Annotated in this window: 8 protein-coding genes; 6 read left to right on the plus strand and 2 right to left on the minus strand. The window is 68.8% G+C overall.

The features are described 5' to 3' along the window. The first annotated feature begins 80 nt into the window (after window positions 1–80). The 5 genes from AB4Z32_RS12940 to AB4Z32_RS12960 all read left to right on the plus strand — a co-directional run bounded on the left by AB4Z32_RS12940 (window position 81) and on the right by AB4Z32_RS12960 (window position 12,443). Window positions 81–3,410 carry a TIM-barrel domain-containing protein gene (locus AB4Z32_RS12940; protein ID WP_442122249.1) on the plus strand — a complete coding sequence of 1,110 codons (3,330 nt, stop codon included), beginning with the start codon at window positions 81–83 and terminating at the stop codon, window positions 3,408–3,410. A gap of 77 nt (window positions 3,411–3,487) precedes the next feature. After that, complete coding sequence (locus AB4Z32_RS12945) at window positions 3,488–6,526, plus strand: TonB-dependent receptor (protein ID WP_442122250.1); 3,039 nt, start codon at window positions 3,488–3,490, stop codon at window positions 6,524–6,526. A 17-nt stretch (window positions 6,527–6,543) separates the two neighbouring features. Continuing rightward, window positions 6,544–7,905 carry a Gfo/Idh/MocA family protein gene (locus AB4Z32_RS12950; protein WP_442122251.1) on the plus strand — a complete coding sequence of 454 codons (1,362 nt, stop codon included), beginning with the start codon at window positions 6,544–6,546 and terminating at the stop codon, window positions 7,903–7,905. Window positions 7,906–7,909: 4 nt separating this feature from the next. Next, the gene (locus AB4Z32_RS12955; RefSeq protein WP_442122252.1) at window positions 7,910–9,406 is read left to right on the plus strand and encodes a hypothetical protein; all 1,497 of its coding nucleotides are present in this window, start codon (window positions 7,910–7,912) and stop codon (window positions 9,404–9,406) included. 31 nt (window positions 9,407–9,437) lie between these two features. Then, the gene (locus AB4Z32_RS12960; protein ID WP_442122253.1) at window positions 9,438–12,443 is read left to right on the plus strand and encodes a TonB-dependent receptor domain-containing protein; all 3,006 of its coding nucleotides are present in this window, start codon (window positions 9,438–9,440) and stop codon (window positions 12,441–12,443) included. Here AB4Z32_RS12960 and panB read toward each other — a convergent pair. Then, complete coding sequence (gene panB, locus AB4Z32_RS12965) at window positions 12,428–13,270, minus strand: 3-methyl-2-oxobutanoate hydroxymethyltransferase (RefSeq protein WP_442122254.1); 843 nt, start codon at window positions 13,268–13,270, stop codon at window positions 12,428–12,430. The two genes, AB4Z32_RS12960 and panB, sit on opposite strands and share 16 nt — an antisense overlap. 87 nt (window positions 13,271–13,357) lie before the next feature. Between panB and AB4Z32_RS12970 the strand changes: the two genes are divergently transcribed. Beyond that, window positions 13,358–14,158, plus strand: a complete 801-nt coding sequence (locus tag AB4Z32_RS12970; RefSeq protein ID WP_442122255.1) for an AraC family transcriptional regulator — start codon at window positions 13,358–13,360, stop codon at window positions 14,156–14,158. Here AB4Z32_RS12970 and AB4Z32_RS12975 read toward each other — a convergent pair. After that, window positions 14,139–14,798, minus strand: coding sequence for a choice-of-anchor J domain-containing protein (locus AB4Z32_RS12975; RefSeq protein ID WP_442122256.1), 660 nt, complete (start codon window positions 14,796–14,798; stop codon window positions 14,139–14,141). The genes AB4Z32_RS12970 and AB4Z32_RS12975 overlap by 20 nt on opposite strands. Window positions 14,799–14,803: the final 5 nt, after the last annotated feature.

Genomic DNA, 14,803 nt, shown 5'->3' on the forward strand with positions numbered 1-14,803 from the left:
CGTGTTTTTCGCGGTTTTTGTTGACCTTGTTTATTTTTGTTTCTACATTATGCGAAACAAAACGTAATTTCGAGACACATATGAACAAGACCCCCTTCCGTTTTCGTTTCCTCGCCGGCTGCGTCCTCGCCGCCTGCGCCACCCTTGCCATGCCGGCGCAGGCGGCCCCCCTGGGCCAGCTGCGCAGCGTCAAGGCCGGCGCCGACGGCCGCTCCTGGGACCTGCGTACCGATATCGGCGCCCATATACAGGTGAGCCTGGCGCGCGCCGACGTCGTGCGTATCTGGGCGGGGCCGGGCGATGCCCTGGCCGGCCCCGGCGACAAGGCCGCGACGATCGTGGTCGGCACCCCGGCCGCCGAGGTCGCGCACACGGTCGAGGAAACGCCTTCTTCCATGACGATCCGCACCGCCGCGCTGGCGCTGCGCATCGACCGCAAGCCACTGCGCTTCACGCTCTACCGCGCCGGCGAAGAGACGCCGCTGTGGCGCGAGCTGCAGCCGCTGGACATCGGCGCCAAGCAGGCGGTGCAGGTGCTGTCCAGCGACGCCGGCGAACACTTCTTCGGCGGCGGCCAGCAGAACGGACGCTATGAATTCAAGGGCCGCGAACTGGCGGTGTCCTACTCGGGCGGCTGGGAAGAGGGCGACCGCCCGAATCCCGCGCCCTTCCTGCTCAGCTCGAAGGGCTGGGGCATGCTGCGCAATACCTGGAGCGACGGCAGCTACGACCTGCGCAACCCGGAGCAGGCGGTGCTCCAGCACGCCGAGGGCCGCTTCGACGCCTATTACTTCGTCGGCAAGGACCTGCGCGGCGCGCTCGGCCTGTACACGGAATGGACCGGCCGCGCGCGCCTGCTGCCGCGCTGGGCGCTGGAATACGGCGACGCCGACTGCTACAACGACGGCGACAACGTCAAGAAGCCGGGCACGGTGCCGCAGGGCTGGAGCGACGGCCCGACCGGCAAGACCCCGGACGTGATCGGCAGCGTGGCCAAGCGCTACCGCGAGCACGACATGCCGGGCGGCTGGATCCTGCCGAACGACGGCTACGGCTGCGGCTATACCTCGCTGCCCGAGACCGTGCGCGGCCTGGCCGGCTACGGTTTCCGCACCGGCCTGTGGACCGAGAACGGCGTCGACAAGATCGCCTGGGAAGTCGGCCAGGCCGGCACCCGCGTGCAGAAGCTGGACGTGGCCTGGACCGGCAAGGGCTACCAGTTCTCGCTGGACGCCAACAAGGCCGCCTACGACGGCATCATGAACAATTCCGACAGCCGCCCCTTCATCTGGACCGTGATGGGCTGGGCCGGCACCCAGCGCTATGCCGTCGCCTGGACCGGCGACCAGAGCGCGAGCTGGGACTACATCCGCTGGCACGTGCCGACCCTGATCGGCTCCGGCCTGTCCGGCCAGGCCTATGCCAGCGGCGACGTCGACGCGATCTTCGGCGGCAGCCCGGAAACCTATACCCGCGACCTGCAGTGGAAGAGCTTCACGCCGGTGCTGATGGGGATGTCGGGCTGGTCGGCCGCGGAGCGCAAGCATCCATGGTGGTTCGACGAACCCTATCGCGACATCAACCGCCGCTACCTGAAGCTCAAGCTGCGCCTGACTCCTTACATGTACACCCTGGCGCGCGAGGCCGAGGACAGCGGCGCGCCGCTGGTGCGCGGCCTGATGTGGGACTATCCGCAGGACCCGGCCGCCCTGAGCGAACGCTATAAATACCAGTTCCTGCTGGGCCGCGACATGCTGGTGGCGCCGGTCTACCGCAGCCAGGCCGCCAGCGGCGGCTGGCGCAAGGGCATCCACCTGCCGCAGGGCACCTGGTACGACTACTGGGACGGCCGCCAGGCCACCGCCGGCGCCGCCGGGCGCGACCTCGACATGCAGGTTACCCTCGACAAGCTGCCGGTGTTCGTGCGCGCCGGCGCCATCCTGCCGATGTATCCGGAAACGCTGTACGACGGCCAGAAGCCGAAGGACCGCGTCACCTTCGACGTCTACCCGGCGGCCGACGGCGAGTCCGCGTTCGACCTGTACGAGGACGACGGCAATACCCGCCGCTACCGCGACGGCGAATCCAGCCGCCAGCGCATCCGCATGCATGCCAATGGCGCCGACCTGCAGCTCGAAGCCGGCGCGGTCGACGGCAGCTATGCCGGCCAGGAAGCGCGCCGCGGCTACGGCCTGCGGATGCTGGCCGTGCACGCCCCTGCCGCGGTGCTGACGGGCGGCCGCGCGCTGCCGGCCCTGCAGAGCGCCGCTGTGCTGGAGAGCAGCGCCGAAGGCTGGTATTTCGACGCCGCCGACCGGCACGGTACCCTGCACGTGAAAACCGCGGCCCAGGACATCCGCCAGCCGCTGGTGCTGGACGTGCGCGGCGTGCTGGCCGCCCGCACCGACGATGCCTTCCCGGCCGCACCGGACACCGGCCGCGCGATTCCGGCCGATGCGATCACGGTGATCAACCGTCCGGCCGAGGAACCGGGCCAGAACATCGAGCGCGCCTTCGACGGCAAGCCCGATACCTGGTTCCGCACGGTGCGCAGCCAGGCGGTGCGCAGCGGTCCGCACGAATGGGTGCTGGGCTTCAGCGAGCGCCGCCTGATCGACGGCATCGAGCTCGCCCCGCGCAACGACAAGCACTGGAAGAGCGGCCAGGTGCGCGACTACGAGGTCTATGTCGGCGACACCAACGGCGACTGGGGCAGCCCGGTGGCGCGCGGCCGCCTCAAGCTGGCCGAAGGCATGCAGACGATTTCCTTCCCGGCCAGCGCCGGCCGCCTGCTGCGCTTCCGCGTGCTGAGCGTGCAGAACCCGGACGGCGACGGCGCCAGCGCGCTGGATCCGATGGTGACTGCCGCCAGCGGTGCGGCCCCGGCCCGCGCCTACGACGCCGCGCTGCCGGCCGACGTGCCGCCGATCACGCTGTCGGAGTTCCACGTGCTCGAGCACCGCGTGGCCGAGCGTCCGGAAATCCAGCGCTACCTGTCCGAGCTGCCGCTGCCGAAGACAGTGGCGCGCGACCGGCCGGCAAGCAGGGCGCTTGAGATGCGCATGAACGGCCTGCGCTTCCGCAAGGGCCTGGGCGTCGGCCCGAGCAGCCGCATCGACCTCGCCCTGAGCGGCGACTGGAACCTGCTGCGCGCTGACCTCGGCATCGACGACAGCTGCCGCAGCGCCGGCGGGCTGCAGTTCCAGGTCTGGAGCGGCAGCAAGCTGCTCTACGACAGTGGCCTGGTCAAGGCCCCGGGCGTGGTCAAGCCCGAAATCGACATCCGCGGCCTGCGTGAGCTGAGCCTGCGGACCCTCGGCGCGCAGGGCCAGAGTCCGGGCCAGGTGTGCGCCAACTGGGCCAACGCCCAGCTGACGGGCAGCGAAGGCGCCACCGTCACCTCACGCTGATTCACTCCACAACACGAAACGCAGGCCCCTGTCCCGAACAGGGAGGGGAGCCTGCATCCTTCACCAAGGAGATGTGCATGAAAACCACGCGTCTTACCCTGCGCAACGACGCCATCCGGCACGCTGCCGCCATCCTGATCGCGCTCGCCGCCGGCGGCGGCCAGGCCTGGGCCCAGTCGAACGCCACCACCACCATCTTCGGCGAGGTGCGCACGCCCGCCGGCGCCACGGTGGTCATCGAGAACCTCGCCACCGGCGCCCAGCGCAGCCTGACCCCGGACGCGGCGGGCCGCTACGTGGCGACCTCGATGCCGCCGGGCCGCTATGCGGTCAAGGTGCTGCGCGGCGGCGCGGTGGAGGCGACCCGCGAAGTCGAGGCGCTGGTCGGCTCCGGCGTGGAAGCGAGCTTCGGCGCCGGCGGCGGCGGCACCCAGACCGTGGTGGTGAGCGCGGCGCGCCAGGTGATCGACGTCTCGAATACCAATAACGGCGTGGTGTTCACGGCGCGCGAACTGCGCTCGCTGCCGGTGGCGAACGACATTGCCTCGGTGGTGCAGCTGACCCCGGGCGCGAATCGCGGCACCAACAGCCAGTACGGCAACGCGCCCTCGATCTCGGGTTCCGGCCAGTCCGAGAACGCCTTCTACGTCAACGGCTTCCCGGTGACGAACATCCTGACCCAGGTGGGCGCCTCCGAGCTGCCCTTCGGCGCGATCGCCAACATGCAGGTGCTGTCGGGCGGCTACGGCGCCGAGTTCGGGCGTTCGACCGGCGGCGTGATCAACGTGACGACCCGCAGCGGCGGCAACAAGTTCGAGTTCGGCGGCAAGCTGCAATTCCTGCCGGGCCGCCTGCGCGGCGCGCCGGAAAACATCTACTGGCCGAACACCGGGGCCCATCCGGACACCGACGGCAAGCTGCTGTACTGGAACCGCGACAACACGACCAGCAGCCGCGTGGCCGGCCTGTACGGCAGCGGTCCGATCCTGCGCAACAAGCTGTTCGCCTTCGTCGCCCTGGAGCGCACCGTCAGCAACAGCGAGGCGGTGGCCGCCTCCACCGATTCCAGCGCCGCCGCCAAGGCGACCAACGGCTGGAGCAGCGCGCACACCGTCACCGACCGCTACCTGGCCAAGCTGGACTGGAACATCAGCGACGACCACCGCATCGAATTCACCCGCCTGTTCGACCGCACCACCGGCAACAGCCAATACTCCGGCTTCGACTACAACAGCTTCAAGCGCGGCAACACCGTCACCGTGGTCAACCCGGAGACCATCAACTGCTGTGGCGGCGGTTCCGCCCCGGGCGCCGATGCCGCCATCCTCAAGTACACCGGCTACCTGAGCGACAACCTGACCGCGACCGCGCTGTACGGCGACACCCGCTCGATCCACCAGCGGATCCCGGTCGGCTACGATCCGACCCTGGCCCAGACCTCGTCGAGCATCACGACCCAGGTGCCGGGCCTGGTCTACAACAACCCGCAGAAGGTGACCGGCAGCCTGCCCGATCCGGCCTCGGAAGACAGCCAGAAAGGCCTGCGCCTGGACCTCGAGTACAAGCTCGGCGCACACGCGCTGCGCGGCGGTATCGACCGCATCAAGGTCGATTCGCTGGTCGGCACGGTGCTGGCCGGCGGCTACCGCTGGACCTACCGCAAGACCACCAACCCGACCCGCCTGCTGAACGGCGCCTTCCAGACCACCGACCAGGGCGGCGGCTACGGCCCGCAGGGCTATTACGTCAGCAAGGACCTCGACACCAACCTGGCGCGTCCGACCAGCGTGCAATCGGCCCAGTACCTGCAGGACCACTGGCAGGTGACGGAGCGCGTCCTGCTCGACCTCGGCCTGCGCCGCGAGCAGTTCACCAACTACACGACCAGCGGCGAAGCCTTCATCTCCCAGCGCAACATGATCGCGCCGCGCTTCGGCGCCACCTGGGACGTGATGGGCGACAGCTCGCTGCGCGTGTTCGCCAACGCCGGCCGCTACCACCTGCCGGTGCCGTCCAACCTGTCCAGCAACATGGCGGCGCCGCTGCTGCGCACCAGCCAGTACTACACCTATACCGGCGTCGACCCGGTCACCGGCGCGCCGACCGGCCTGCATGCGATCAGCGATCCGTATTCGGCCAACAATGCCTACGGCAAGGGCCGCGATGCGCGCGAGGTGACGGCGATCGGCCTCAAGCCGCTGTCGCAGGACGAGGTCTCGCTGGGCTTCGAGCGCGCCTTCGGCCGCCGCCTGGTGGCCGGCGCCAGCGTCCTGTACCGCCGCCTGAACGACACCAACGACGACACCTGCGACCAGCGTCCGATCGATGCCTGGGCCTCGCGCAACGGTGTCGACACCAGCAACTGGGGCGGCTTCCAGTGCGCGATCATGAATCCGGGCCGCGACAACGACCTGTACATCGACTTCGCCGACGGCAAGGGCCTGCGCCGGGTCGACATCAGCGCGGCGGAGTGGGGCAACCCGCTGCCGAAGCGCACCTACAAGGCGCTGACCATGTTCGTCGAGCACCCGTTCGCCGACGGCTGGTACGGCAAGCTGACCTACACGCTCTCGAGCCTGAAGGGCAATATGGAAGGCCAGACCGACACCATCGGCGGCGGCGACGTGGCCCTGACCGTCAGCGACGACCACAAGGAGCTGATGTACAACGCCTACGGCTACCTGCCGGGCGACCACCGCCACCAGATCAAGGCCTACGGCTTCGTGCAGGCGACCCCGCAGCTGACCCTGGGCGGCAACCTGGCCCTGATCTCGGGCTCGCCGCGCAACTGCATCGGCGAACTGCCGGCCAACCTGCACTTCGACGACGACTACGGCGCCGCCTATTTCTTCTGCGAAGGCAAGCCATCGCCGCGCGGCAGCCGCGGACGCACGCCGTGGCAGATGCAGCTCGACCTGAATGCCGCCTGGAACCCGGTCTTCGCCAGGGGCCTGAGCCTGAAGCTGGACGTGTTCAACGTCCTCAACCGCCAGACCGTCACCCGCTACAACGAGACCCGCGAGGACGGCAGCGGCGACATCTCGCGCAGCTACCTGCAGGTGGCCAGCCGCACCGCGCCGCGCTCGGTCCGCGTGAGTGCCGAATACAACTTTTGAGAATGGAGACAGACAAAATGATGAATCGACGCGATTTCCTGCTGAAGACCGCCCAGGCCGGCGGTGCCGCCCTGGCCGCCGGCCTGGCCGGCCCGGTCTTCGGCGCCACCCGCGAACGCCTGCGCCTCGGCATGATCGGCACCGGCATGCGCGGCCAGGTACTGCTGCGCGAACTGCTGCGCCGCGACGACGTCGAGGTCGCCGCCCTGTGCGACATCGAGCCGGTGATGCTGGGCCAGGCCCTGGCCCAGGTGGAGAAGGCCGGCAAGCCGCGTCCGCGCACCTATGGCGAAGACGGCGACCTGTTCGCCTACCGCCGCCTGCTGGATTCGAAGCAGATCGACGGCGTGATCATCGCCACGCCCTGGGAATGGCATGCGCCGATGGCGATCGACGCCATGCGCGCCAAGGTGCCGGTGGGCTGCGAAGTGGTAGCCGGCGTCACCCTGCGCGACCACTGGGACGTGCTGGACACCCAGCTCAAGACCGGCACCCCCTATATGCTGCTGGAGAACGTGTGCTTCCGGCGCGACGTGATGGCGGTGCTGCAGATGGTGCGCGCCGGCGTGTTCGGCGAGCTCGAACACCTGCAGGGCGGCTACCAGCACGACCTGCGCGCCGTGAAGCTGAACGGCGGCGATGCGGCCCACGTGGTCGGCGGCGGGGTCGAGTTCGGCGACAAGGGCTGGTCCGAGGCGCGCTGGCGCACCCTGCACTCCGTGCGCCGCAACGGCGACCTGTATCCGAGCCACGGGATCGGCCCCTGCGCGATGTACACCAACATCAACCGCGGCAACCGCTTCACCCGCATCAACAGCTTCGCCACCAAGGCGCGCGGCCTGCACGACTACATCGAGCGCCAGTCGCCCGGCCATCCGAACACCAAGCTCAAGTTCAGCCTGGGCGACGTGGTGACCACCACGCTGTCCACCGAGAACGGCGAAACCATCCTGCTGCAGCACGACACCTCGCTGCCGCGCCCGTATTCGCTGGGCTTCCGCGTGCAGGGCAGCAAAGGCCTGTGGATGGACCTGAACCAGGGCGTGCACGTGGAAGGGGTGAGCAAGCCGCACAGCTGGGATGCCTTCCAGGCCTGGCAGGACAAGTACGACCATCCGCTGTGGCGCCGCTATGGCGAACGCGCGGCCGGCGCCGGCCATGGCGGCATGGACTTCTTCGTGATCCACGCCTTCGTCGAAGCGCTGAAGGCGGATGCGCCGATGCCGATCGATATCTACGACGCCGTCACCTGGAGCGCGATCACGCCGCTGTCCGAGCAGTCGGTGGCGCAGGGCTTCCAGACACTGGACTTCCCCGACTTCACGCGCGGCGCCTGGCGCGACCGCAAGCCGATCTTCGCATTCGACGACCGCTACTGATCCCATGCTCGACCGACGCAGCTTCATCCAGGGCATGGCCGCCATGGCGCTGCCGCTGGCTTCCAGCGCCGCTTCTGCCGCCGGCACGGCGGCCGGTGCGCGCATCGCCATCCCGGCGCGCGCCACCGGCAACACGGTTGCGCAGACCATCGTCGGCCTCAGCTACGAGACCGACAACCTGCGCGACCCGCGCTTCTTCGCGGCCGCCAACACCGGTCTGGTCGACGCCTTCCGGCGCCTGAATCCGCACGGCGTGCTGCGCCTGGGCGGGAACACCAGCGACCTGGCGAAACCGGCGGGCTTCGACGGCCCGCTGCCGGTGCTGCACCCGCTGTACCGCGACCGCGAACGGGTGCAGCCCTATTACGACGTGAACCTTGACGCGATCGATGCGCTGGCCGGCTTCCTCGACGCTACCGGCTGGAAAGTCGTGTTCGGCCTGAACATGCGGGCCGGCAGCGTGGACCTGGTCGAGCGCCATGCCCGCATGGTGCGCAGCCGGCTGGGCCCGCGCCTGCTGGCGCTCCAGGTCGGCAACGAGGCGAACAACTACTTCAAGCGCTACGAGGACTACAAGGCGGCCTGGGACCGCCTGTCCGCGCCGCTCGGTAGCAAGGGTATCGCGGGACCGGACAGCGGCGCCAACACCGACTGGGTGCAGCGCTTCGGGAACGATGTGCCGGAGTCCGTACTGCTCAGCCGCCATTACTACCGCGAGGCGGCCGAGCGCGGATCGCTGGCCGACATCCTGCTGCACGACAGCGATGTCGACCGCGAGATCGCCGCGCTGGCCCGGGCGGCGCGCAGCCACCCGCAGGGTTTCTGGCTGACCGAGACCAATTCCTATTACCGCGGCGGGCGCGACGGCGTCAGCAACGCCTTCGCCTCGGCGCTGTGGGGACTGGACTTCACGCTGTCGGCGGCGTTCAACGGCGCCACCGGGATCTGCTTCCAGGGCGGGCCGCGGCGCAGCATCGAGAGCTCGCTGGAAGGCCACGACACCCGCGGCCGCGGGATCGACAAGCGCGGCGAGGACGTCCTGGCGCGCATCGAGGCGGCGGCATCGAACTACTCGCCGATCGGCGGCGACCTCGAGACCGGCTTCGCGCCGCGCCCGCTGTACTACGGCCTGCTTTGTGCCCAGCTGCTGGCCGGCGGCCGCTTCTACGAACTCGAACGCGCCGACCCGCTGCCGGGCCTGCGCGTGTACGCGACCGCGCACGGGGATGGCGTGCGCATCGTCGCCATCAATACGAGTGCCACCGAATCGCGGCTGCTCAGCCTCACGGGATTGCCGAAGGGCGCCCGCGTACGCGCCGCGCCGCTGCGGGCGCCAGGCCTGGAGGCGCGCTACGCGCTGGCCTTCGGCGAAGGCGAGGGCGCCCTGGCGCCGGGCGCCGGCTGGACCCTGCGCTACCGGAACATGCCGCCGGTGGCGCGCGACGGCGGGCTCCAACTCGCGCTGCCGGCCGGATCGGCGCTGCTGCTTCACACAAGCTGACACACAAGATCAACAACACAGGAGGAGAGACATGAAACTGAAGACATTATTGGCCGCCTTGGCGGCCGCTGGACTGGCGTCGAGCGCCGTCGCTGCCGGCCAGGCGGAAGACCAGGCGGTCAAGGCGGACAAGCCGGCGAAGTCCGACGACACGCGCAAGGAAGGGAAGATGGCGCGGGTCGAAGTGACCGGTTCGAGCCTGAAGCGCATCAACGCCGAAACCGCCTCGCCGGTGCAGGTGATCGACGCCAAGGAGATCGAGAACATGGGCGCCCGCACGCTGCTGCAGGTGCTCGACAACCTGCCGGCCGCGCGTCCGGCCCAGCAAGACTTCCGCTCGATGTTCACCGGCTCCGACGGCGGCTCGCAGGCCAACCTGCGCGGCCTCGGCGCCCAGGGCACGCTGGTGCTGCTGAACGGCCGCCGCCTGTCCTTCTACGGTGCGCCGGCCGGCTTCCAGACCATGTTCGTGAACATCGACGCGATTCCCGCCGCGGCGATCGAACGCATGGAAGTGCTGACCGACGGTGCTTCGGCGGTGTACGGTTCGGATGCGGTGGCCGGCGTGATCAACGTGATCACCAAGAAGAACTACCAGGGCCTCGAAGTCCGCGGCAGCAACGATTCCTCGTCGCGGGTCTCGTCCTATGGCGAGCGCCAGGGCAGCATCCTGTTCGGCAAGGGCGACCTGGGCAACGACGGCTACAACGTCTACGGCTCGCTGAACCTCTACCAGCGCGACCGCATCGCCCTGGCCGACACCTACGACAAGCGCCCCGAGTACTTCTACGTCAACAACCCGAACTTCATCCCGAACTTCCGCATCGGTACCGGCAGCGAGCCGGGCACGATGAACCCCGGTACCTTCTTCGTGTTCGACCCTTTGAAGAACAATGCCCGCACCCAACGCGCGGTGAACGGCTGCCCGTCCTCGATCGTCGAAGCATCGGGCACCCGCTGCATCTGGAACAACCTGCCGTATGCGCTGGACACCGGCCCGTCGTCCAAGCGCGCCACAGGCTACCTGGCCGGCCGCCTGCGCATCAGCGACAGCCTCGAAGGCTTCGCCGAAGGCGCCTACACCCATATCCGCATGCGCGGCGAGAACGGCCCGCGCACCTTCAACAGCGGCAGCACCAGCAACTGGTTCGCGCGCAATACCGGCACCACGCTGAACACCTTCGTCAATCCCTACCTGGGACCGAACAACGTCTACCTGAAGGGCAGGCTGGATCCGGACATGGCCGCCAAGATGGGCGGCGCCGCCGGCCTGAACTACATCCTGCAGGATGCGCCCGGCCACTTCGGCCAGACGAATATCGACGACAGCTACCGCGCGCTGGCCGGCCTGCGCGGCACCGTGTTCGGCGACTGGGACTTCGAGACCGCGCTGGCGGTCGCCGGCAGCCACTCGACCCTGTACCAGACCACCAACATCAACACCAAGGGCTTCGAGAAGGCCTTCGGCCCGACCACCATCGATCCGGTCACCAAGCGTCCCTACATCGCCGACAATCCGGCCTACAAGTTCGGCGAGATCAGCGAAGCCAATGCGGCCCTGCTGCGCGAAGCCTTCCCGACCTTCGACATCCAGTCCTGGACCCGTTTGATGACCTGGGACGCCAAGATCGAGGGCACGATCGCGAAGATCGGCGAGCGCGAGGTGCGCGCCGCCGTCGGCACCAGCCTGATGCGCGAGAGCTTCGAGACCCCGGGCAATCCGGATGCCGCCAACGGCCTGATCACCCAGCAGGGCGGTTCCTGGTTCGACGGCAAGCGCACCATCGGCGCCGTGTTCGGCGAAGTGGTGGTGCCGCTGACCGACAAGCTGGAACTGAACGCGGCGGCGCGCCTGGACAAGTACCCGCACTTTGCCGCCAACCTGGCGCCGAAGATCGGCGTGCAGTGGCGCGCCCGTCCCGAGTTGCTGGTGCGCGGCACCTATTCGGAAGGCTTCCGCGCGCCCAACCTGGCGGAATCGGGCGAGGGCGGCGTGTTCGCCCAGGTCGGCGGCATCCGCGACACCGTGCGCTGCGACGAGACCAATGCGATGGCGCGCCTGCTGATGAAATCGGTGACGCCGACCGACGTCGATCTCGGCAAGACCCTGCTGAACTCGAACTGCTCGACCACGGTGGGCGGCCTGACCCCGCCGAACCCGAACCTGCAGCCGGAGAAGGCCAAGATCGGTACCTTGGGCGTGGTGCTGCAGCCGGCCCGCGACGTCAGCATCTCGATCGACTACTGGATCGTCAACCGCCGCAACGAGATCGTGCGCCAGGACTTCAACCAGCTGTTCACCGACCTGGTCGACCAGTACGGCCCGGCACTGCAAGGCACCAGCCAGGCGATCCGCAACGATCTCACCGACGCCGACCGCGCCAACATGGCGGCGGTACGCGGCATGTGCGCCAACGCGGCGAATGCGGCGGCCTGCGCCGGCGGCGTGCCGGGCTACTCGGTGGGCAACCTGGGCGGCCTGATCAACTCCTACCTGAACCGCGGCCGCACGCTGGTGGACGGCTTCGACATCGATGCGCGCACCCGCTTCTCGCTGGGCGCCTGGGGCAAGCTGAACACGGGCGTGGCGGCGACCATCCGCCGCCGCGAGACCTATAACTACGACGACGGCAGCGGCTTCTCGGGCAACTACGTCGGCTACTACGATTCGCCGCGCCTGCGTGCGACCGTCAACGCCGACTGGAGCTACCGCAACTTCGTGACCAGCCTGTTCGTCAACTTCACCGGCCGCACCAAGTGGGCCTACGGTCCCTACGACAACGACAACGCGCCGGAGAACTGCACCGCGGCCGGGGTGTCGCTGCCGGAGAGTTCCTGCGACGGCGCGCCGTCGTACACCACGGTCAACCTGGGCTTCAACTGGAAGCCGGTGAAGAACCTGGAGGTGGGGCTGAACGTCAAGAACCTGCTGGACAAGCGCCCGTACTACGATCCGAACGGCTGGGAAGGCTATAACCACAGCCAGAACCTGTTCGGCCGCCAGTTCTCGGTGTCGGCCGCTTACAAGTTCTTCTGAGCCGGGGCGCCGGCCGCCGCGAAGCAGTGATCGAGGCTGGGGAAAGTACCGTCGCGGACTTCGTCGCGGTACTTTCCGAAGGCCTCCCGCATATTGTCGGCCAGCGCGGCATACTGCTTGACGAAGCGCGGCCGGTAGTCGGAGAACAGGCCGAGCATGTCTTCGGTGACCAGTACCTGGCCGTCGCAGCTGGGTGAGGCGCCGATGCCGAGGGTCGGGATCGCCACCGCCCCGGTGACGGCGCGCGCCGCCGCCTCGCTGGTGCCTTCGATCAGCAGGCAGAAGGCGCCTTGCCGCTCCAGGCCGCGCGCCAGCCGCACCAGCGCGTCGATCTCTTCCGGCGTGCGGGCCTGGTAGCGAAAGCCGCCCATCGCCTGCACGTGCTGGGGCAGCAGGCCGATGTGCGGCATCACCGGAATCCCGCGCCGTACCAGGAAATCCACGGTCTCGAGAAGCTCTTCGCCGCCCTCCATCTTGACCGCCTGGGCGCCGGTGTCGGCCAGCACCCGGGCTGCGTTCCGGTAGGCCTGCCGCGGCGATTCCTGATAGGTGGCGAAGGGCATGTCGACCACCACGCAGGCGCGCGCGGCGCCGCGTACCACCGCCTTGCCGTGGGCTATCATCATGTCGAGGCCGACCTGCAGGGTCGACTCCATCCCGTAGGCCACCATGCCGGTCGAGTCGCCGACCACGATCAGGTCGACATAATCATCCATCAGCTTCGCCATCAAACTCGTGTAGGCGGTCAGGGAGACGATGCGTCCAGGTCCCTTCATGGCGCGGATCTGCGGCACGGTGATGCGGCGGAGGGTAGTGTGGGTGCTCATCGAATGGTCTCCTGTTGGAACAAGCAGCCGCCATTCTAGGCAGCGGCGCCTTGACAGGATTTCGACAGGCGGACAAGAATTGTCGCAATGCTGACAACCCTCGATTTCGACCCCGACCCGCGCCGCGTCCCCTCCATTGCGGAGCCGGTGACGGTCAACCTGCGCCGCCCCGCGCCCGGCCTGCGGGTGCCGAAGCACCGCCACGCCTGGGCGCAGATCGCCTATCCCTTCCGGGGCAGCATCCAGGTGGAAGCGCAAGAGATGATGTGGATCGTGCCGCCGCTGCGCGCGGTGTGGATTCCACCGGACGTCGAGCACGAGGTGACCATGCTGGGCGAGGTCGAGCTGCGCACCATCTACGTGGCGCCGGAGGCGGCGCCGCGCGCCATCGACGCCTGCGCGGTGATCGAGATTTCGGCGCTCACGCGGGCGTTGTTCGAAGCCTTGCTGGCGGCGGATCCTGTCAATGACGGGCGGCGGCACCTGCTGACAGAGCTGCTGCTGGTGGAAGTGGGAAGGGCGCCGGCATTGTCGCTCGGCCTGCGCATGCCGCGTGACCGTCGCCTGCAGGCCTTATGCCAGGCGCTGGCCGCCGATCCGGCCTCGCACCGGACCCTGGAAGACTGGGCCGGACAGGTGGGCGCCAGCGCCCGCACGCTGGCGCGCCTGTTCCGCGAAGAGATGAACTTCGGCTTCGGCACCTGGCGCCAGCAACTGCGGCTGGAACGCTCGATCGAACTGATGGTCCGCGGCCTGCCGCTGGGCGAAGTCGCCGCGCGCATGGGCTATGAAAGCCAGAGCGCGTTCTCGGCGATGTTCCGGCGGGCGCTGGGCGTCGCGCCCAGCCGTTTCATCGACGACGCTGCCGTCAGCGGGCCGCGCGCCTGATCCCGCGGCGGCTGGCGCCGAGGCCGGCCAGTCCGAGTCCCAGCAGCGCCAGGCTGGCCGGTTCCGGCAGCGGCAGCGAGAGCGTGTCGATGCCGATGTAGTTGGCGCTGTCCGCCGGACCGGTGTAGCGGATCGCGAAGCGGCCGACGCTGCCCGGCGTGCCGGTGCCGGCGAAGTCCAGGCTGACGCGGGTCCAGTCGCCGGTCGGCGCGGCGTCCAGGCTGCCGAGGACGAAATCGGCGGCGCCGGTACCGCCGGTGCTCAGGCCGTACTGGAACAGGTCGGAGTAGCCCTGGTCCGCCGCCGCCCGCACATAGAAGGAGATGGTGCCGCCGGCGCTGGTCGAGAACTCCGGGCTGATCAGCCAGTCGTCGATGCCGCCGCCGGCGGCCGCGCTCTGGTAGTTGGCGCCGAGGTAGGCGCCGGGTGCACCGTCCTGGGCGCCGAAGACGCGGCTGTTCCCCTGGAAGAAGCCGTTGCTGCCGACTGGTGCGCTGGCATTGCGCAGGATGAAGCCCCTGGCGGCCAGGCTGGCGATGTCGTCGAAGCCTTCGATGATGTTGGCCTGGGCGGTGCCGGCAAAACCAAGGGAGGCGAGAAGGGCGGCAAGGAGAACTGTACGCGGCGATCGTTTGAACATGATGG

Source organism: Massilia sp. 2TAF26, from assembly GCF_052115005.1.
GTDB lineage: Bacteria > Pseudomonadota > Gammaproteobacteria > Burkholderiales > Burkholderiaceae_D > Telluria.

Bases quoted from the DNA above. Each gene is read 5' to 3' on its own strand.
- AB4Z32_RS12975 (WP_442122256.1), bottom strand. From the start codon at position 14,798: ATGTTCAAACGATCGCCGCGTACAGTTCTCCTTGCCGCCCTTCTCGCC.
- AB4Z32_RS12940 (WP_442122249.1), top strand. From the start codon at position 81: ATGAACAAGACCCCCTTCCGTTTTCGTTTCCTCGCCGGCTGCGTCCTC.
- AB4Z32_RS12950 (WP_442122251.1), top strand. From the start codon at position 6,544: ATGATGAATCGACGCGATTTCCTGCTGAAGACCGCCCAGGCCGGCGGT.
- panB (WP_442122254.1), bottom strand. From the start codon at position 13,270: ATGAGCACCCACACTACCCTCCGCCGCATCACCGTGCCGCAGATCCGC.
- AB4Z32_RS12945 (WP_442122250.1), top strand. From the start codon at position 3,488: ATGAAAACCACGCGTCTTACCCTGCGCAACGACGCCATCCGGCACGCT.
- AB4Z32_RS12970 (WP_442122255.1), top strand. From the start codon at position 13,358: ATGCTGACAACCCTCGATTTCGACCCCGACCCGCGCCGCGTCCCCTCC.
- AB4Z32_RS12960 (WP_442122253.1), top strand. From the start codon at position 9,438: ATGAAACTGAAGACATTATTGGCCGCCTTGGCGGCCGCTGGACTGGCG.
- AB4Z32_RS12955 (WP_442122252.1), top strand. From the start codon at position 7,910: ATGCTCGACCGACGCAGCTTCATCCAGGGCATGGCCGCCATGGCGCTG.